Raw genomic sequence first — 21691 nt, 5'->3', positions numbered from 1 at the left:
TGTTTTTCCTCCATGTTTATATTTTGTCTAATTCCGATATGGCTTGTCTTATTTCTTGATTCAGCTTCATTTTTTCACTGTTCGATACAGCCTTTTGCACCTTTTCCTTATTGCTTGCAAGGTTACAGAGCAAGGGGTAAACCTCTTTTAATTTATTCATGCTGTACCATATAGGCTTGGATAAAAAGGATTTTGCACCTGCATACACCTTGTCGTTTGTTAAAATATAGGCTCGCAGGAATATTTCAAAATAAAACGCTCCTTTGTTGTCATGATTTTTGATGTTGTCATAGGCAAGCTCTCTAAGCAAAGTGTTTTTGTCAGAGTTGGGAAGAGCGGTGGGGTAAAGTGCCGTAACAAATTTATCTGTAACTACAATCTGTGTGTTGTCATTTTGATTCAGCCTTTTTAGTGCGAAGGAGTATGCCTCGCTGCTGGCATTATGAAGTCTGAGTACACAGGCAGATTTGATAATCTCCTGATACAGGTTCGCAATGAAGACAGCTTTTTTGATATCAGTCAGCTCAAAGTCATAAAACTGAATCACTTGAAAATTGTATTCATCATTGACCAAAGAGGGAATGTCCTCCCCCATAATTTGATAGCTTAAGGTGACACCTTTTACACTCTCTTTGATTTTCTTTTTTATATCTGGCTTAAATTCCTTTGGGATCAAATCCTTCATGGGAACTTTTTTGCCGACTTTATATTTCTCAGGTAAGTTAAACATCATTCCACCACCTCGTTGTTAAATGGAAACTCTCACATAATCTATGAATCAAGAATATCAATATCTTTCAAGAATCTTGACGGAGTTTGCCATTTATTATCGCCCCAAGGCATTTTTTTGCTTCTAGGATAGGAAAGATAGCATAGACGTTTGGCTCTTGTCACGGCAACGTACATGTTGTTTTTTTCTTGTTCCATTTCTGAACCACCGGCGCTAACTGCACGATAGTCTGGAAATGTTCCTTCAGACATTCCGATAACAAAAACCACATCATATTGTAAACCCTTAGACATATGTGCGGTCAGCAAGGAAACTCCTTTGGAAGAAGAGGTATCCTGGGTTTTCCCAAGGGATATATAATTCCTAAAAGAGAGTAGTGTCCTATTTTCACGCTGTACTTGGCCAGAGTACTTTTTCCAATGCTTATCCCATTGCTCAATATCGTTAATAATTAAATACCTCTCTTCATCCGACATGCTTGCAGGAAGTTGTTCTTTAAGTTGCAGCAAAACCTTAGAGAAATTCATTTCCTCTTTATTTAACGATTGAAAACAAGGGAGCAAGTCAGTGAATATCGTATTTTCTATAGCTTGCGTTAGGATTGCTATTGAATTATCATCACAAACAATTTCATCAGATGGTTTTCGGTCAGTAATTTTGCACAATTCTCTTAAATGAACAATATCTTTCGGATTTAACAATATTCTGATTCCTAATTCAAATACTTTCATGTAGTCTGATTCGTTCTCAAGCCCATTAGAGCTTTTTTTATAAACAAATGGAATATTAAGTTCTGAAAAAATAGTTTCCAAAGGTGAGAGTACATATTTGTTTCGTGCAATAACTGAAAAAGAATCATAACTTAAACCATTTTCTATGTCGGGATGACCGCTGGCTAGTAATTTCTTAATTCTATCTAATACAAATTGAGCTTCATCTTTTTCATTCGAAAAAGAATATGCCTTTAATTCTCCTGAATAAACATAATTGGAGACGCTATCGTAATTTCCTAATTTATTCGCAAAATTTACAATCGTTTTTGCAGATCTATAGTTTTCATTCAACAAGTAAATAGTGGGCTTGAAGTCCTTAACAAACTTTTCAGACATTAAAGTGCTATCTGACCCATTGAACCCATAGATCGACTGATTTTCGTCTCCTACAAGCATTATATTTTTGCACTTATCTCCACAGAGTGCTTTGATAACTTGATATTGTGCAAAATTCAAATCCTGTGCTTCGTCTACACATACAAACTTATATAGCGAGGTATATAAGTTCACAACGGAAGGATTTTCTGTAAGAATTTTGTATGCAAAAAACAGTATGTCATCAAAATCTAAAGCATTTTGGCTCAATAAACGTTCATTATATTCACGATAGATTACTGGAAATGGTTCGTTCAATTCACACATTTCTGGCGAAATGAATTTCTTTTTTTGTTCAGAAATTAGAGACAAGCATTTTTGTAGAAAAGCGGTAGGCTTTTCTTTTGACTTTAATATTGTCATTAGTTGAGGATCGCTGGAGAAAACATCTCGCAATATTGAAAGCTGATCTGAATTGCTTTCAAAAATCATCAGTTCTTTTCCTAAGCCAATTAAGTTGCCTCTGCTTTGCACTAAATCTAAACAAAAAGAATGGATAGTGCCTACGGTAACATTTTCAGCTAAATCACTGATTAAAGTATCTTCCTTAAGTCTATTTTTCATTTCATCAGCAGCGAGGTTACTAAATGTCAGTGCTAAAATTTTACAACGTTTTTTGGTTAGAAGAAGATGTTTAATCCTTTCTATGAGGACTCTTGTTTTTCCGCTTCCTGGTCCTGCTTTGACTAGAATAGCCCCTTCCACATGTTTAACAATTTGTTCTTGCTTACTCGATAACTTCATGAGTTCTGTAATCCTCCTTTTCTGTTAAATTCAAAAGACGCCCAATTTCTTTTAAAAGAGTATTAATTTTCGATGGAATTCGTTTGGTAACGTCTTGCTGAGATACTATTTTTTCAGCCACATATGTAGCATATTTCGCTTTCGCTTTTTTTCCGGTACAACAATCATATAATGCACGTTCCAATCCACCTTCACCATCAAAATCCCTTAAAACGTCCTTATATATATGTTGCTGACAAGTACCACACATAGGATCATTAGTACGTTCTCTACCCATAGATGTATGATTTTTAGTGAGAATATAGTTAGCAAAATATTCTTCATCATTTTCACACTCATTTATTGCAGAAATAATAATGTCCCTATAACCGTCAGATATTAAATATTTTTCATAATCATTTTCGTTGTCTAAAATAATAATATTTGACATGCTGTTCAATTCTTCAATATTTTCAACGCCGACGGCTTTTTTAACAGTCTTTTTGGTTTCAGTTTCACCATCGCTGAAAATAAACCAAGGGATATCAAGGTCTTTAATTAAATTTAGAAATGTTTTGTAATTCTGACCGCCAATTCCGATTATATTTATACCGCTACAAATTGCTTCAAATCCGAAGTATTCTTTGAAGTATATTGGTAAGGCTTGTTCTTCGGTTATCCCTTCACATAGAACAATAGCATTAGAGAACAGCAATTCACCTCTTGTATTGATAACTTCTCGCTCTATTCGATTCAATTCTTCCGGAGTATATTGACCTACATTAAAACGCTTCACACTAGTTTTACCTTGCTGCTTATTAATATAAATAATATCCCTTAGGTCTGCTTGAGCAAGAACGCTAGGAGAGTGAGTGCTAATAATTTTCTGCCCATCAAATTCACTTATTTGAAAGTACAGTTGACGTTGAGCTTGAGGGTGTAAATGCGCCTCAGGTTCTTCCATTGTCAACATTGTATAATTTTCAGCATCTTCATCATCCTGCTTTAGTTTTTCGTTGTGCCAATCTACATAAGCACCTAGTGTTAAAAAAGATATCCAACTTCGTGTCCCCATTCCGTGTTGTGATATGGAAAACTGAGCAGCTACGCCGTCTTTATATACAATGTCCATTCCTTTGTGTAAATCAGAAATTTTTCTAGCGAGGGGTTCAATTTCCACAGTACCTGTTGATGAACCCATTGTTTTACCTATAGAAGACATTCTTCTATTTGTTTGTTGTAGCGCAGGTATATTTCGAACAATTTCTGAATTTATATGGTTTAGCTGTCCTTCTAATTCCGAAGTTAGCTGATCTGATAAATCACTTTGCGACGTAGCTTTACCAAAAAATGATTTTCTGTTTTTGATATCTTCAACAGCATCACGATGAGCATCCATATAAAAAGATGTCAATGAATCAACCATATCATTTCCAAAGCTTTTCTTTGCGCCAACAACTGATGTTTCAATAGAATCATTCCATTCCTGAATAGGCTTTTTGACAATAATATAGTCATCTTTTCTTATATCGTATTGAAGGACAGTTCTTATTCCGACGTAATCTCCATTGGTTTCGTCAGGTGTAATCCAAGAATCTGTAAACACACTTATCCAGAAATCAGAAAATGTTTTTTGAAAAGTACCTTCTAAGTCTACTGGCTTCAATAAAATATCTATTGTAGCTGTTTTAGTGCTTGAAATTCTTTCCTCTGATGAAATAAAAATATCAGATTCAGAAATATGTTACTGGCAAGTACTTTTGCATGTTTTTTGGCAAATAAAAATACAACTTTTTTATCCGCCCGTTTATTCTTTCCCTTCAGGTTTGCGTATACATTCACTTTTTATGGGCTCTGCCCATACCCGCCCTCGCCGGTAGGCAGTTGGTCATGCTTTGCAAGACCAACTAACAATAGGGTATTATACGGGGGCAGTAAAGGGTAAAGCTGCGCCTGGCTAACGCCAGCCCTTGACTGCCAGCATAGGCTCGAAGTACTAATCCAGGCTAGTTCTATAACTAGTTTTAATTTTTGCCTAAGAATGAACTTCTGTGTTCTAATCGATAACTTTTTCCTTCTAGTGAAATCATATCGCAACGGTACGTAAGTCTGTCCAAGATTGCGGTAGCTAATGCCGCATCTCCTAAAAACTCTGTCCATTCCTCAAAACCTTTGTTTGATGTTATGATTATAGATGCCTGCTCATGCAAATCTGATATTAACTGAAAAAAAAGGTTTGCATCCGTTCTTTCTATCGGAAGGTACCCAACTTCATCAATTACAACAAGACTGGACTTATATATCCTGTTAATCTTAGTTTTGCTTCTTCTGGATATCTCCTGGGTCCTTAGTATCTGTACCAGGTTACTCATAGTGGTGAAACTTACCTTATAACCTTCCTGTGCTGCCTTATAGGCCAATGCTATGCTAAGATGCGACTTTCCAACACCCGGAGGGCCTAAAAATATTAGATTATACATTTGTTCAATCCACTTAAGCTCAGCAAGTTGCTTTAGTTGTTTCTCGGTAATCGAATACTGAAAACTGACGTCAAAATCTTCCAGTTTTTTTATGTAGGGGAAACCAGCCTCCTTGATTCGTTTCTCCTTTGCTCTGTTTACTCTATATTTTAGTTCTCCTGTTAATACAGCTGAAATAAGCTCGGTATAAGTCTGATTCTTTTCTTCTGCGACTTTTATGAGTTTATCGATGCTGTCCCTCGTATTGATTAAACCTAGGCTGTACGCGTCCGCTTTTATATCTTTCATGTTAATCATCAGCCACACATCCCTTCATTGCTCTCTTGTATTCATTGATATCCCTTACCTTAGGATTGTTGCCCTTATATTTTGACGGTATTTGGGATATCTTCAATGGTGATGCTTTATGTGGCTCCTGTTGCAATTCCTTAAAATATTCCATACTTGACCTAAAGTCACCCGCTGACCAAAGTTTTTTCTCAACACAGTAATGTAGTGCCTGTCTTATGACATAAGGATCAAGTATCTCTTCACATATCCTCAGTATTACGCCTAATTGGTCTTTAAAATACCGTGGTTTATCTTTCTTTATAGCATCAAGCAGTACTCTTGCCTCATCAAGATAGAGCAGAGATTTAAAAGCTTTTTGATAGAGCAGTTCCTGTTTATTATTTAAATCTCTCTCCTGATGGTTTATTGAAATTAATTTACCCTTGTCAATAGATATCTTATGTCTTGCGTATATTTCACCCGTTTCCACATCTGCAATTACCATACTGCCCTTGTCGATTAGTAAATTTACTTTTAGACCAGGTTTATATGTTCCCTTTGGAACCCTATATCGGTTGGACTTATATAAAACTGTATTGTCTTTTCTGACGATATAAGGTAAACTTTTACTGGAAGATATGTTTTTATATGCAGGTACCGGCATCAGGTGTTGTTTTTCAAGGGCGAACACTTCTGCTGGTATCTTTTTTGTAATTTCATGAACCTTTGCATTGCCTGTTCTTTCAAGCCAAGCAAGACAAAGCTGGTTAAAGTCATCTATATTATCAAATATGCGATGCTTGGCAAAATTATATTTTGCATATTTCACAACGGCTTCGACTCGTCCTTTGGTCTCTGGATCAGCACCCTTACACAAATAAACCTTAAATTTCATTATACTTGTATAATGCTGAAATCCTTCGGTGTAGATGATATCACCACTATTTTCAGATACTGCCAGCACTTTATCCTGATCATATACAATCTCTTTTGGCTTGCCCCCAAAGTAGGCAAATGCTTTGTTATGAGCATTCACAAACATCTGTGTAGTAAAGGGCCGGTCAGTCCAGTATACAAACTTGTACCGTGAGTGAGACAGCACCATTGCAAAGCAGTATACTTGTGTTCGTTTTCCGTCAGCCTTTTTTAACCATATCTGGCCCATATCTACCTGCGCTTGATAGCCCATTGGCGGGTCTTCTAGCGCTTCATATTGTCTGAAATTTGCCCTCTTTGGAATGTTGTACTCTATTCTTAAATGCGCTACATAAAGTCTTAATGTTCTGTCAGAAAGCTTCGCGTCACCATGCCGCTCTTTGAGCCAGTCATAAAGCTGCGCTGAAGACATATCAGGATTATCTTTTAGCCAACTGACAAGCTCTTCCTCATAAATATCGCCTTTTTTGCATCTTGTACGGGTATCCTCTAGAGTAAGCGCGTACTCATCCGGTGGCATGTCCCAATATTTGTTTACTGTTCTGAAATTAATGCCTAGTTTTCTAGCTGCCTGGGTCTTTTTAAAACCCTCTTTTTTCTTTTGTTGAATTTCACTATACATTTTCCAATCTGTCATCCTTTCTGTCACCCCCAAGGAAGATTGTACCATTCTTCTCCTAGGTGATGTTACTTGACGGATTGAAAAGTTGTATTTTTATTTGCCAAAATCACTGCACTATTGTTTGCCAAAATCATTGCACTTTATTTTACCATTCACAAAATATCTCGAACGTTACCAAAAGCAATATTTATTGCTTTGAGCAGGTTGGATTTTCCACAATTATTCTGTCCTATGATAATATTGGTTTTATTGATTGTTAAATCAATGTTTTCCAATGATCTAAAGTTATTCACTCTAATATTTGTTAAGGATATTGACATTAAGTACCTCCTGGTATGATATTACCGATGTTATTGGGAATTATGTGATAATCATTCCACTACTAAAAAAGAAATCAGTTCAAAGTCATCCGTCGTTTCCTCGGCAAAAGCATTGTTGAATCCGCCAAAGTCAAAGGTGGCTTGGAAGGCTTTTTCTTCTTCTTCACCCTTGATGGAATGTACCGCCTTGTTGAGAAGCTCGGAATAAATCTTCATGTCCTTTGTATTGTTTGTTTTCTGAAAGAACTGGTCAAACAAGGGCTGAACAGGTGTATTTGTCAACTTAAAATTAGGCCATATAGTCATTTAATTTTCGGCCACTAAGAAAAAAAAATTTAGTCGTTTCATAAGCATATTTAGTTTTCAAAGAGCATTGTTTCACGATGAATGCTAACGCGCTATCGCTTGTTACACCCTGTATAAATGTTTATCAAAAACATGATAAACCTTTATACAGGGTTATTGTTTTTTTCTTCATGCCAGTTGCTGTTGTTGTAACCACTCCTTCGTTTCTTTCATGCGGTACGAGTTTCCATTCATGTTGACGATGTATGACTGATGCGTCAACCGGTCAATCATGGCCGCCGTCATCACGGGATCCTGAAAAATTTCACCCCATCGTTCGAAGGATAAGTTGGTTGTGATGATTGTCGATTTGCGACCAGCCCTCAGCGACAAATGGGTAAACAATAATTCAGATCCTTCCTTATCAAAAGATATATAACCCATTTCATCGGCAATAACCAAATCATATTTTTCAAAGCGGTTCTGGAAGGCTCGAAGAGTTTGCTCTGCTCGGCATTCTTTAATCCGGTTAATGAGGAGGGGAACAGTTGTAAACCATACTTTATATCCCTCCAGGCAGGCCTTTAAGCCTAGCCCAATACTCACATGCGTCTTGCCTGTTCCCGGGTTCCCCGCCAGAATAATGTTGCGCCCCTCCTGAATAAACTCTAATGTTTTCAGCTGCTTTAACTTCTTTTGGGCATCATCTGGCAAATCCGCGATGACCAAATCTTCAAGGTACTTTTTATGTGTAAATTCAGCCAGACGAATGCGATTATGCCGCGAGGCTTCCCGACGAGCATCACATTCCTTCTCCAGTAACTGCGCCAGAAATGCTTCATAACTGGCATCCTGCTGCGTTGACTCCCGAACTTGCTCATCCAAATGCTTACGAATCATAGGGAGTCTCAGTTCTTTGCTATATTCCAATATCGCTTCCTTAAACGCCTTGCGCGGCGCGTTACTCATGCAACGTCCTCCTTTGCTTTTGGTGTATGGGTATCAAACATGTCATCGTACATGCGAAGCTGCTGTGCTGACCGCTCTACAATCTCTTTTCCCGTTTTCGAGAGATTTGGTTGAACAACAGGCATCGCGTCACGATTCCTAGCACAAAGCACTTTAATTTTATCCGTAGTCACTTGAGCCGGATGAATTTTCTCCAGCTCCCGAATAGCTTGCTCGACTTCCGCAAATGGGACATCGTCTCGAATATATTGCAATAGCTGTATAAATTCCTTGTCTTGTTTGGTATAATATGTTTCGTATATTTCTTTTATCCTTTTAGGAGCCTGCTGCCATGCCGCACTACCGGCAAATGCACCAGGTTTTTTCCTTAGCGTATCCAAATAATGATTCAGATCAAGCCGCCACTCGTGGTTGCCGGTTAATCGCACATGCTCCGCTACCAAGGATTCCTGATGGAAGCATCGCACCCGGGTCGCATATGCTTTAATCATGATCGATTCACCTACCAAATGATCCGGTACTGAGTAACGATTCTGATCAACGATGATGGTGGAATATTTGTTCACCCGTCCATAAATCACGCGAGCTGCATCAAATGGTGGAAGGGTGGGCAGCAATGCGGGGCGCTCTTCTTCCAATCGTTCCTCCGCCGTCTGGCCGTTGTACTCATCATGGGACTTACGATTACGCTTAGTGCACACATCCTGCAAATATTGATTTGCCTCCTCCAGGGATTCAAATTCGTCCCGAAAAGCGAAGGCTTTTCGGCGAACGACCTCGACGCTTCGCTCCACATGACCTTTTTCGTTGCCCTTGCGAATATTGCAAAACCGATACTGAAAACCATAGTAGAGCGACAATTGAAGCAATCCTTGCGTCGGCTCCTTCTCCGTTCCAATAAACCTTTTCACCGCGACTTTCATGTTATCGTACACCATGGTACGATACACTTGGCCGATATGCTGGAAAAACAGGGCGTGTGCTTCCTGAAAACACTCTGTTGTTTGTTTGGTGAACAGATAAGCAAAGCGATAGTTCCCGTAAGCCGTTGTGAATACGGCCATCTGAAAAACTTGAAATTTTCCATTAATTTTTAGTTTAACCTCACCCCAATCAAATTCGCAAATGTCTCCAAGTTCATACAGAGCCTTAATAAACGCTTCCTTTGGTTTCCGTTCCAAGCTTCTAATGGTTCGAAGAACGGTACTGTAACTTAGTTGAGTACCCTCGGCTTCCAGTGCTTCAAAGATATCAATGGCTTTTTTTTGCTGCTTGTGCCGCCCCTGATTTCGCTTAGTTTCATTCTCGTCAAGATAGAACTGGATCCTGTTCACAACCTCGTCAGTCATTTTTCTTTTGGGTCGAATGCCCACAGTATACTTGGGGGCAGAAGTGAGGGTGTCGACTAGTGCCTGGATATCTGCCGACCCGCTCGACAATAATTGCTGTCTCCCTTCCTCATATTGTCCAATGTACTTTCCTACGGTGTCCCGATTGATCCCTGTTATTTTCGCAATTTCCCGGCGCGATTTCCCTTCATGAATATGCATCATTAAAATTTGTTGCTTGATGTTCATTGTGATCATCTCTCCCAGCCCCTACCTGTTGAATTTCCTCTCAAGTAGGTTAATCTATTGTGGCCGGTTTTTCAATGACTACGGTGGCCTACTATTAGATTACCATAGACAAACAGGTACGCTTTTGCCATAACAGAGCTTTCTAAAGAGCTTAACCACTTCACGAGCCTTACCATTCCCATAGAGCACTTCCCCGTTGTTATCAAGGTAAAGCAAATAGTAGGGGTACAGGGAGCTGTCAGACTTAGGTTTTTCGTCAGCATTGCTATGCTTAAAGCAGAACAAAACGCCTTGCTCTTCACCGTCTGTTACAGAATATAGCCCATTAGGCACACCCTTTATTGCCGGAGTGTTGTTCACGTAATCAGACAATTCATAGAGGTATTCGTTCATATTTAGGTCGGTAAGAGATATATTCTCATTGGCATCTTCAATGTCAATGACTTCATCCTTCAAGCGTTCCAGCTGCCTTTTTCTAAAGTTGAAATCATTCATTTCAGGGGACAAGAAATCCTCATCGCCGGTGGAAACAATATTCAAGGTTGTCATTTTCCCTTTTACCCGCTGCTCCAAACCTAGGTATTCATTCAGCTCAAGGTTTGGGAAGAAGTTAATCATTTGAATACGTTCATTGGTGCTGCCGATACGGTCAATTCGACCAAATCTTTGTATTAAGGATACTGGATTCCACTGGATGTCAAAATTGATTACCGTATCGCAATCCTGCAAGTTTTGACCCTCCGAAATACAGTCTGTGCCAATAAGAATGTCGATCTGCTTATCCGCTGGAATCTCCTTTTTCATTTTTGATTTTGGAGAGAAGGCACAGAGCAGGGAATTAAAATCATTATCCACATGTTTATTGTTTGTCTTTACGCCTTTACCTGTCACGCAGGCAGTGTATAAGTAGTTTTTCTTAAGCTCATCTGCAATTTGCTGATATATGTATTCTGCTGTATCTGAGAAAGCAGTGAATACGATAATTTTCTTGTTGCCGCTGTTGTAAGGCATCTGCGTTACTTTTTTTATAATTTCATCTTGCAGGGTGCGGATTTTCAAATCTCTATTTTCATCTAAAATGCTCTTTGCATCATTGTATATTTTTTCTAGGATAATTTTGTCGCCCTCTAAATCGTACAGATAATCCGCAACACGAAGGTGGGCAACCTCAATTTCATATTTGCCTTCCAGGTATTCATATTCTTCATCAGTTGTGCCTGTTTCCTCGTCAACAAATCCGCCTCGATTAAGTATTTCCACGGTTCTGTCAATCTTTTCCACCAATCTTCTGATGGTTTCCGCAAAGGAATAGACCGAGCTTTCCAAGCGTTTAAAGAGATTGAAACGGTGCATAACAATCATACCCTTGGACTGGGTTTGGAAGTCCATGCTTCCGCCACGTTTTCCTTTCAAATTGTATTTCTCGGCATATATTTTCTGGTATTCGCTTTTAATATATTTTGTCGGCGTGTACACCGATAATTCAAGGGACTCAAGCAATTCATTCGTATCAGCAAACTTTAGCAGCTTTTCATGACTGTCAATTTCAGGACGTCTGGTTTCCGGCTTGTTTTTACTGGGGAATTTGCCAACGCTGCTGTTGCCGTAATAGCTGGTAATATGCTTTCTGCTTCTGGAAATAGTCATAAGCTCAAGGAGCTTATAAAAGTCCGAAGGAAGGCTGTCTAACAAATCATTTTTATTATGGTTGGGAGTAGTTTCCCATTGATTGATAACAGCAGAGGACTTCCTGAGAAGATTCTCTACACTGGAAATGCCTTCATCCTGAAAAGCGAAATCTCTATCGCCGGTTATGATGCTAATCTGGTTTTTAAGGTCTACCAAACTATTATTAACTGGAGTAGCAGAGAGGAGTAGCACCTTGGTGTTGTTTTTTCCTCTTTTGATTACGTCCTGCATCAGTCGGGCATACCTTGTCATAATCAACTGGTCGTTGTCATCGTAACGGTCATTTCTGTTTCTGAAATTGTGTGATTCATCAATGACAACAAGGTCGTAATTGCCCCAGTCGAATCGCTTTAGGTCTTGTCCAGATTGAGACATGCCTTTGTATCTGGACAAATCTGTGTGAAACATAATTCTGTAATTGAAAATTTCATTTAAAAAACTGTCCTTGTATGTACCACGGAATGAGTTCCAGTTATCATATAGTTTTGCAGGGGTGAGAACCAAGACATTATCCATCTTGATTTCAAAATATTTTATTACAGCAAGGGCTTCAAAGGTTTTGCCTAAACCAACCGAGTCGGCTATGATGCAGCCTCTGTATTTTTGCAGCTTTTGAATGGCAGAGACAACACAATCCTTCTGAAAATCATAAAGAGATTGCCATATTTCAGTCTTTTTGAATCTTTCGCTGTCTCTTTCAAATCTTTCTATACCGCTATCTATTTGATATCCAAACAGTTCGTTGAGGGTATAATAGTACAGAAATTCAGGGGAGTGTTCTTTATAAACAAAGGATAAACTCTGCAACAATTCTTCTTTGTAATCCGAAGAAACCTGATCGTTAAACCAGATTTGATTGAATATGTTTAATGCCGAAAGTATTTGATCTTTATCCATCGTGCCATTGAGCATCGTATCAAAATTGATATTCCTGTAAGAGTTTTTGCTTTTCTTTGGAGATACCTCCAAGGAGGATGATCCTTGTATCATAAAATCATCATCAATAATGATGATATTTCCACCTATTTTGGTTTTAGGGTTTGCCCTTTTTACACTCACATTCGCTTTGATAAAATCGTGCATAGCCTTTGCTTTTGCAAAGTGCTTCAATTTGTTTTTTTCGACAATATCATAGGAATTGTATAAGATATCCGCTGGAGCCATTTCAAACTCATGCGATATTTCAGATTTCTCAGGGACAAACTTAGTATCTCTGATTACAAAGTTTATCTCCTTTACATTTTTAAGATTTTGTTCGAGTAATGCAAAAACTGACAGTGTCAGCTTGTCATTTACAATATTAACAACCGCATTCTTTTTTGATTTAAGAACATCGTTGATTTTTTCAATCATTTGCTCTGTTGAAGCGATTACGTTTCCCATGTGAACACTCCTTTCCGCTGAATACTTCAATTATTTTCTGTAACATTGCCATCTGAAACCGCTGAACAAATATCACCGATGTCACATTGTAAAACTTCACAAACTGATAGCAATACGGCAACAGAAACAGGTTCGTTTTTATTCAGCTTTGTGATTGTTCCTGCCGATAATCCGGTTAGCTTTCTCAAATCACTTTTCTTGATATCTCGCTTAATAAGCTCAATCCATAATTTCTTATAACTGATATTCATATTCATCCCTCTTTTATCACCGACTTTGCTTTGCAGGCATTGTAATCCGGGCATTATAATAACCATTACATTGTAAACCAGATATCGTAAACTTACAAGAATTAATAGCAAATCAGTAAAGAAACTCACAACTTTATGTGATAAATGACTACAATTTAATGAAGTGGGATAAGAAGAAGCGGAGTTGAAGAGAAATTGTACTGTCTTAATGTCCTGTTTTTTTGAAAACAATCGTGGCAAGCAGGGCAAGGTGGTACACACCTTGCAATTTTGCTTGTTGGGGAGCATCCCCAATCCCCACTGAACACACAATGAATTGTGTGGCTACGCTCACTGCGTGAGCTGAAATAATATGGGCAATGCTATCTTTGATTTGGAGCTTTTTCATTCTCTTTTACTGGAGGCTCACTCTGTAAAAGGCGATCGATATTTGCCTTTGCGGTAAGTACCTCCTGCATTTCTTTTTTTGCTGCGTGGTAGATCCCATAGGCTTGTTTCTTTTTGGAAAGCAGCTCGGCATACTCTGCTTGCAGAGACTTAACCGTTGACAGCTTTTTAAGCCCAAGCTCATCAAAGGTCGCCTTTGATGCCTTGTGTAAAAGAAGGTCAGCAGCATGTTCTTCATAGAACTTTTTAGAGTATCCTGCTTTGCGATAGGCAGTATAAACTTCACGGGTTTTGGCGTAATTAATTATGTGGGCTTTAAGTATAGCAATCTCTGCCATACGCTTTTCAGCAGCCTTGATTTCTGTAGAAAGGCGATTGAAATTATCGGTGGCGTTCAGAGATTTTTTCTCTAAATCCTCATAGGCAAGAAGCTTGTTTTCTGTTAAGAAGTTTATTGTCTGTGCCATCTGCTTCAGATTGAAAATTTTAGCCCACTGCTCATAGCCAGCACCTTTGCCAGCCTGTAATTTTGCCTGTATATCCACAAGCAAATTGACACGTGACGGAGGTGTTTGGTGATGATTTTTCTTGTTTATCGGGGCTTTCTCGCCACTGATTATTGCTTTGATTTCATCCTCAGAATAACCATTGCCGAGAGAACGCAGGCGAATGAATTTCTTTTGATTCTCTCCCTTGAAGGATATGTTGTTTCCTTGTTTTATTTCAAAGCCTGCCAGCTTCATTTCTTCTAAGAAGACTGTAAAATCCGCAGGCTTTCTTGTAAGAACTTCGTCAATAATCTGGCGTAGCTTTTCGGAGTGGGAGAGAGGCTTTTTATCGCCTAACCACTTGCCATAATGATTCTTTCCACGCTTTGGATTTTCGATGATAGAGAGACTGTTTTCAAGGCAAAGGCGATCAGAAATTTTACGGACAGCTTTTCCAGAGCCTAAAAAATCCCTGAACTTTTTTGTGCAGTCCAAGGAAGTGGAGTTAAAGATAATATGATTGTGAATATGGGCTTTGTCGATGTGAGTTGCAACGATAAAAGCGTGGTTGCCTTTCGTAAAACTCATGCCTAATTCATAACCGATTTTGTTGGCAAGCTCTGGCGAAATCTCATCCGGTTTGAAGGACTGGCGTATTTGATAGGCTATCACATCGTTCTCTTGCTGCCTGCCTGTAATATCAGAATACTGTCGCTTTGCTAGGAGAAATTCACCCTGTATAGTTTTGGGATCGCACTCGAAAGAACGGATGAGTTCGCCATCGTTTGTCTTGCTTGGATTCTTTGCATAATCGGTACGATCCGCAAGGCAGTCGGCTATGGATTTGCCTTTATTTTGGTGCATGGATATCAAACGTGTGGTAGCCAGGATAACACCTCCCTTTGCAAAAAAACAGCACCTAGATCCAACGATCTAAGTGCATAGTATCAAATAGATTTGAGCCTTTCATTGATCCCGCCTATTGTACCAAGGAACCATGCGGCGAGCATCGGGATACCATAAGGACTGATAAGGTAAGCAATGAATAGGACTTTTAATCCTTCATTTGTTTCACCCAAAAGTAGCATCGTTGCAAGTCCAATTGCGAACAAGACAAATGCCAAAATTGAAAGCAGCATTGAGCTAAATACACAGATGAATTGGCACACCAGCAATATGATAGATACCATAAGGGTTATGGGGAACAAAATTATTTTAAGTAGGATTCTCATAAGACCGACCTCCATTTTTATAAGACAAGCGTACCAAAGCCTTATCTGTCTGTCCATGATACGGATTTTAAATTGTAGAAAGGCGGCAGAGTATTTCATCTGCCGTCTCCCAAAGTTTATCGTAGCTTTTTCTTAATTCCTCAATGTCATCACTGTAAATATTGCCTGTTTCATGTACGCGCTTTGTGAGCTGATTTAAACTGTTACTGGTGCGTCGAAGTAGGCTTACCAATTCACGAATATCTGACAAATCAAGCTGTATGACGTAGCCGTCTACCGCCATTTTGCGAAGATAGGCTCCTAAATTTTTTGTGCCGAGCTGCTCCATTTTTTCTGCAATAAAACTACGCTCCTGTTCCGTCACCATAAAGTGAAGTTGAATATTTCGTGCCCTTTTTGCCATTATCGTGCCTCCATTTCTTTCTCATGCTTTCCCTTAAGCTCTTTGCCGATTTTGGGAGGTTGTTTTAAGCAATCTAAGATGGAAGGACGGTCTTTTTTGCATAGAGCATCACTGGAGGGGGCGTGGCCGCCTGCATCCATATTAAGCTCAGCGTCGAGGGTTGAGAGCCGTATGGTTTTTTCTTTTAGCTCCTGTTCTTGAGGGAATGGCTTGCCTAGCTCTGCTTTTGCAGCAGCTTGCTGATTGTAGAGATTGTCCAGTTGATCTGTTACCGCCTTTAAGCGCTCAGGCATAGAAGCAAGAACATTATCAATACGAATGAGATTTCCTCGGGCATCCATACCTAGTCTAGCAGGATGGCTCATTGCTCCCTTGAGTGTGAGTTGAAACTCCCTGTTGAAGCTGTCAAAGGATAGATGCATAGAGAATCCACGGTATCTTCCAATCTCTACGGATTCACTACCTTTTACTTCTTTGCAGGCTTCCAAGAGTGCTGCTCCTGCGTTGTCCTTATCCGTTAGGGTATCGTTCTTAATGAGCATTGGTATGAATTCGCCATCCTTTGGAATATGCGCTTTTAGGGTCTGCAAATCCTGCTCAAAGCCTTTGATATAGCCTTTGTTTTTTTCTATGTTTTCAGGGAAGTATTTCAGCAAATTATCCTCAAGACGGTACTGGCTGCTTTGATGATTTGATTTTAAAAGTTTGAGCCTCGCCACATCGATATCAAGGTCCATCTTCTCTTTGATTTTGGGGTTGCCTGCACAGAGCGCTTTGATTTCGGCATAGGAGAGAGCAGCCTCATCTACATCCTCACAGGAACGAACAGGACTTTTGGAGGTCATTATTTGTGAGATGAATTTTTGCTTGTTTTCGACAGTCTGCCAAAGGTATGCATCAAAGGTCGCCTCAGTTACATAGCGGTAGATCCCAACTTGCTCATTGAGGTTGCCTTGACGTTCAATTCTGCCTGAACGCTGGGTCAAATCTCCGGGACGCCACGGGCAGTCAAGGTCGTGTAGGGCGACAAGACGGTCTTGAATATTTGTACCCGCACCACATTTGGCCGTACTGCCTAGCAGAACACGAACATCGCCAGTGCGAACCTTAGCAAAGAGTTCTTTCTTCCGCACTTCTGTATTTGCCTCATGGATAAAAGCCACCTGATGCTTTGGCATTCCCATTGACACCAGCTTGTTTCGAATATCATCATAAACATTAAATCCAACAGTGCCAGTTTCAGTGACGTAATCAGGCATACTATCCTCAAGCGCGGCAAGCTCAATACCGTTAATGGTCTGTGAACCTGCCTTTGCAGCCCGATCGTCCTGCATCATGGCCCTTCCTTTAGGCGTGGAGATATCACAAAACACAAGCTGTGTCAGCTTATCTGCAGAGCCTTCTTGCCAGATACGGTAGATGTTGTTGACGCAGGCATTAACTTTGCTTGCTTCATCGTCGGGCAGTAGGGGATTGATGATCCGTTGATCAAGCCCAAGCTTTCGACCGTCAGATGTAATTTTGAGCATATTATCGATAGATGGATCAACCTTATTCGCATGGACTTCGGCTGCCCGTTTTGATAGCTCCTTAACCATCTCCGATTGGATTTCTGTAGGCTTTACGGCAACCGTTTCATAGATTACTTTTGGGGTCGGCAAGTCTAACTGATCAGCAGTCTTGATATCCGCTACTTCCTTAAACATCGCCATAAGCTCCGGTAAATTAAAAAACTTGGAAAAGCGTGTTCTTGCACGGTATCCAGTGCCTTCTGGTGCAAGCTCTATTGCCGTTACTGTTTCACCGAAGGTGCTTGCCCAGCAATCAAAGTGGGTAAGACCATTTTTTTGTAACGTGTTGTACTGCAAATATCGCTGCATGGTGTAAAGCTCAGTCATGGAGTTTGAGATAGGCGTGCCAGTGGCAAATACAATGCCTTTGCCGCCAGTCAACTCATCCATATAGCGACATTTTAGAAACATATCACTGGATTTTTGAGCATCAGAGGTAGAGAGTCCTGCCACGTTTCGCATTTTGGTATATAAGAATAGATTTTTATAGCTATGTGCCTCATCAACATAGAGTCTATCAACACCAAGCTGCTCAAATGTCACCACATCATCTTTGCGCTCTTGAGCCTCCAATTTTTTTAGCCGTTCTTCCAGTCCTTTTTTGGTACGTTCAAGTTGCTTGACTGTAAAGCGCTCACCACCGCTTGCCTTGATTTCTTCAATACCATCAATGATTTCATCAATCTGCTCACGGAGTAAGCGTTCCTGCCGTTCTATGGACATAGGGATGCGCTCAAACTGGCTGTGGCCAATGATGACTGCATCATATTCTCCGGTGGCAATCCTTGCACAGAATTTTTTGCGGTTTTTTGTTTCAAAGTCCTTTTTTGTAGCGACCAAAATGTTTGAAGCAGGATAAAGCCTTAAAAACTCGCTTGCCCATTGTTCGGTTAAATGGTTGGGCACTGCAAAGAGAGGCTTTTGACATAAACCTAAGCGTTTGCTTTCCATTGCTGCGGCTACCATTTCAAATGTCTTACCTGCACCGACTTCATGGGCGAGTAGGGTGTTGTTGCCATAAAGAATGTGAGCAATGGCGTTGACTTGGTGGGGTCTGAGGGCGATTTCGGGATTGATGCCGCCAAACTTAATGTGCTGACCATCATATTCACGGGGGCGGATAGAATTGAATTTTTCATTGTACTGCCTGACAAGGGTTTGCCGTCTGTCTGCATCTTTGAAAATCCATTCTTGAAAAGCATCTTTTATAGTCTGTTGTTTTTGTTGTGCCAAGGTGGTAGCATCCTTGTTGAGAACACGTCGTTCCTTTCCGTCGGGATCTGTTACAGTGTCGTAGATACGAATGTCGCGAAGATTAAGGGTGTCTTCCAAAATGCGGTAGGCATTTGCTCTGTCAGTGCCGTAGGTTACATAAGCGGCTACATTGTTATAGCCGATGCTATTTTTATTGGTGATGTTCCATTCGGCAGTAAAAGGTGCGTATTTTACTTCGATATCGCCTTGATTCCGCCATGGGGTATCAAACAGATCATACATGAACTGTTCGATATAGCTTTTGTCAATCCAAGTTGCACCAAGACGGACATCTATCTCTGATGCTTCAAGGTCTTTCGGCTGCGCTGCCTCTAGTGCAGAGACATTGGGAAGATAAATATCAGATAGCCTTGCTGCAAGCTTTGCGGTTCGTAGTTTTTCACGGACATTTCCAGAAAGATATTCATCGGCAGTGACATAGGTGGGCTTGTCTTCGCTTTGGAGATCTGGCAGGCGAAAGATAACGCCCTGTAGTTCTTCAGCAAGCTGATCTTCCTGTATGCCTGTGAGCTTTGCCATGAATGACATGTCCACTACTGCCTTTTCTCCAATGGATACAGCCAACGCTTCACTTGCAGTATCAACGGAAGTAATGTCAGCCCGTTTTTTGATCGTGCGTTTGGTGAACATATCGGCTTTGGACTTCAGATTGCCATTTTCGTCTACATCCTCAAGAGAACAAAGGAGATAATAAGAATTGTCCTCGCTAAAGGCAAGACTGTTGCCACGACTATTAATAAGGCCATATTTTGAGGTGAAGCTGTCGTAAAGGTAGTTTAAACGAGCTTGTTCCTGCTGGATTGTCTCGTCCCCATAATCTTCAAGCTGATATTGGATAAGGTCATTAACACACTCTCTGAGGTTCACCAATCCAGTAATACGTTCCTTAGCCATTTGATTCAACTCAGGGCGCACCATGCGACTGTTTTCGCGGTAGTAGACTTCACCATTTATGAGGGTATAGGAAAAGTTTTTTACCGTAGGATCGGCAGGAAGCGAAGTAGAGGTACCTATTTCGATATCAGGTAGCTCTGCTTCAGGAATAATGCCATCGATGTTTGCCATAGCTGTCATTAGCAGCTCGGAAAGGTCAACATCGGGAACTGGCGAACAGGTGCTTTCCATGCCGAACTGACCGCTTTTCATCTCCATCTTTCCAAGAACCATTTCAGGATGGTCGGCAAAGTATCTGTTGAGGGTTATATCATCTTCATTTTTATCAAGGTAAATCCAATCTCGATCCACATCAATCGGTCTGTCGCGCTTTTGTAAAAACAGAATATCACTGGTGACTTCCGTGCCTGCATTTTTCAAAAAGGCATTGTTCGGCAGTCGGATTGCTCCTAAAAGCTCGGCCCGCTGTGCAAGGTATCTGCGAACTTCAGGGGATTGCTTATCCATTGTGCCTTTTGATGTGATAAAAGCGACAACACCTCCGGGACGAACTTTATCGAGTGCCTTTGCAAAAAAATGGTCGTGAATGAGAAAACTTTGGGTGTCGTACCGCTTTTCACTGAGTTTGTAATTGCCAAAAGGAACGTTGCCGATTGCAAGGTCAAAAAAGCTATCAGGCAGCTCAGCTTTTTCAAAGCCAGTTATTTCAATATTGGCATTGGGATAAAGCTGTTTTGCAATCCTGCCAGTTATGCTGTCCAGTTCAATCCCATATAGCCTTGAATCTGCCATGCTGTCGGGGAGGAGGCCAAAAAAATTCCCTGTGCCACAAGCCGGTTCTAATATGTTGCCCGTACTAAAGCCCATGCGTTCAACGGTATTATAGATTGCTTTGATTACGGTAGGACTGGTATAGTGAGCGTTCAAAGTGGAGGCTCGTGCCATATTGTATTCGTCCTCAGACAAGATGGCTTTTAGCTGTGCAAACTCTCCTGAGAAGCTGTTATTATCCTTATCGAATACTTCTGATAAGCCGCCCCAGCCGATATATTTCGACAAGATCTCCTGTTCTGCTTTTGTAGCGGGTCTGTTTTCTTTTTCAAGTGTCAGCAAAGTCGTGATAGCAGTTAGATTTCTCTGGAATTTGTCACGTCTGCTGCCTTCGCCTAAATGCTCATCGGTAATGCGGAAATTTTCACCCTTTTCATGTTCGGCTTCGGGCTGAGGATAGCGCTCCAAAAGCTGCAAGAAGCTTTCTCTACTTTCTGCTCTAAGGATTGGATAGAAGAGTGAGGGATCACGAAGGGTAATGTCATGTTGTCCGATTTTTTCAATGATGAATGCCGTGTTATTTTCAAGGTAGACCGTGTCGCCAGGGACATATGGAATAGGGGAAGGCTCCACAGTTAGGTGTTGGGGTTCGGATTCAACATCAGCATAAGAAGATTCAGGCTTTGTGAGAAAGACATCTTCTGCAATGAGCTTTGCCACGTATCGCTGTACTTTAGCCCACGGCAGTTCCAGTGTCATATCGCCTTTGGTGATGGTAAAAGATGCAGAACTACTTCCATACTCATTTCTCAGCCATTCGGCTGTGTTTCGCTCACGGCTGTGTTCTTGCATATATCTAGCAACATTTTGCTTGCTCTCTAAATTGCCATTCCACTTTTGTAAGGCAGCGTCTATGTCTACCTGTGTGATTTCTTGTGCTACGGGATCAGGCTGTGGCGCTTGTTCCATTTCACTTTCTTGGATGGCATTATCCATTCCTATGGAAGCTCTTTCACGGTGATCAAGCTCGTCTTTTTCAATAGTGGTTAAATAGCGATCAGATTGGACCATGGCACGAAGATGTTTTTCAACATCGTCCCACTTTAAAGCAATATTACTGCTGGAGGCATAGTGCTGTATTACCATGCCTTTTGATGGCTGATAATCAACAAATCCACTTGTGCCATCGGTAAAGGTGTGGCTATGCCCATAATATCCATATTCCTGTTTCAAAAAATCAATGGCAGTTTTGCGGTCTGGCATGGTCTGATAGAGCTGCTGGACACG

Annotated in this window: 15 protein-coding genes; all 15 read right to left on the bottom strand. The window is 40.5% G+C overall.

The annotated features are described in order from the left end of the window. Positions 1–16: 16 nt before the first annotated feature. A complete protein-coding gene (locus tag CEQ75_RS16840; protein WP_089612217.1) occupies positions 17–733 on the bottom strand; it encodes a DUF4391 domain-containing protein in 717 nt (238 codons plus the stop codon). Positions 734–771: 38 nt separating this feature from the next. Then, on the bottom strand, positions 772–2622 hold the full coding sequence (locus CEQ75_RS16835; protein ID WP_089612216.1) for an ATP-dependent helicase: 1851 nt from the start codon (positions 2620–2622) through the stop codon (positions 772–774). Beyond that, positions 2606–4267: an ATP-dependent nuclease gene (locus CEQ75_RS16830; protein WP_157677516.1), complete on the bottom strand. Its 1662-nt coding sequence runs from the start codon at positions 4265–4267 to the stop codon at positions 2606–2608. Before CEQ75_RS16830 ends, CEQ75_RS16835 begins: the two co-directional genes overlap by 17 nt. Before the next feature lie 358 nt (positions 4268–4625). Then, positions 4626–5378: an IS21-like element helper ATPase IstB gene (gene istB, locus CEQ75_RS16825; RefSeq protein WP_198306583.1), complete on the bottom strand. Its 753-nt coding sequence runs from the start codon at positions 5376–5378 to the stop codon at positions 4626–4628. Next, on the bottom strand, positions 5371–6924 hold the full coding sequence (gene istA / locus CEQ75_RS16820; protein ID WP_242965302.1) for an IS21 family transposase: 1554 nt from the start codon (positions 6922–6924) through the stop codon (positions 5371–5373). Before istA (CEQ75_RS16820) ends, istB (CEQ75_RS16825) begins: the two co-directional genes overlap by 8 nt. A gap of 137 nt (positions 6925–7061) precedes the next feature. Then, on the bottom strand, positions 7062–7229 hold the full coding sequence (locus tag CEQ75_RS19620) for an AAA family ATPase (protein ID WP_089612214.1): 168 nt from the start codon (positions 7227–7229) through the stop codon (positions 7062–7064). 51 nt (positions 7230–7280) lie between these two features. Further along, the gene (locus tag CEQ75_RS16810; protein WP_089612213.1) at positions 7281–7535 is read right to left on the bottom strand and encodes a hypothetical protein; all 255 of its coding nucleotides are present in this window, start codon (positions 7533–7535) and stop codon (positions 7281–7283) included. Positions 7536–7703: 168 nt separating this feature from the next. After that, positions 7704–8483 (bottom strand): IS21-like element helper ATPase IstB, encoded by a 780-nt coding sequence (gene istB / locus CEQ75_RS16805; protein ID WP_089608935.1) that lies wholly within the window; start codon positions 8481–8483, stop codon positions 7704–7706. Continuing rightward, positions 8480–10069: an IS21 family transposase gene (istA, locus tag CEQ75_RS16800; protein WP_089608934.1), complete on the bottom strand. Its 1590-nt coding sequence runs from the start codon at positions 10067–10069 to the stop codon at positions 8480–8482. Before istA (CEQ75_RS16800) ends, istB (CEQ75_RS16805) begins: the two co-directional genes overlap by 4 nt. Positions 10070–10159: 90 nt before the next feature. Further along, a complete protein-coding gene (locus tag CEQ75_RS16795; RefSeq protein WP_242965301.1) occupies positions 10160–13132 on the bottom strand; it encodes a helicase-related protein in 2973 nt (990 codons plus the stop codon). A 26-nt stretch (positions 13133–13158) separates the two neighbouring features. Further along, positions 13159–13383, bottom strand: coding sequence for a helix-turn-helix domain-containing protein (locus tag CEQ75_RS16790; protein WP_089612212.1), 225 nt, complete (start codon positions 13381–13383; stop codon positions 13159–13161). Positions 13384–13745: 362 nt separating this feature from the next. Next, the gene (locus CEQ75_RS16780) at positions 13746–15146 is read right to left on the bottom strand and encodes a relaxase/mobilization nuclease domain-containing protein (RefSeq protein WP_089612210.1); all 1401 of its coding nucleotides are present in this window, start codon (positions 15144–15146) and stop codon (positions 13746–13748) included. 59 nt (positions 15147–15205) lie between these two features. After that, positions 15206–15397, bottom strand: coding sequence for a CD1845 family protein (locus CEQ75_RS19615; protein ID WP_420838533.1), 192 nt, complete (start codon positions 15395–15397; stop codon positions 15206–15208). A gap of 160 nt (positions 15398–15557) precedes the next feature. Further along, complete coding sequence (locus tag CEQ75_RS16770) at positions 15558–15893, bottom strand: plasmid mobilization protein (protein WP_089612208.1); 336 nt, start codon at positions 15891–15893, stop codon at positions 15558–15560. Beyond that, positions 15893–21475, bottom strand: coding sequence for an SNF2-related protein (locus CEQ75_RS16765; RefSeq protein ID WP_420838532.1), 5583 nt, complete (start codon positions 21473–21475; stop codon positions 15893–15895). Before CEQ75_RS16765 ends, CEQ75_RS16770 begins: the two co-directional genes overlap by 1 nt. Positions 21476–21691 lie beyond the last annotated feature (216 nt).

This window comes from Dehalobacterium formicoaceticum, assembly GCF_002224645.1.
GTDB lineage: Bacteria > Bacillota > Dehalobacteriia > Dehalobacteriales > Dehalobacteriaceae > Dehalobacterium > Dehalobacterium formicoaceticum.
The sequence above is the reverse complement of the archived record's forward strand: the minus strand, read 5'-3'. Positions and strand labels throughout refer to the sequence as shown.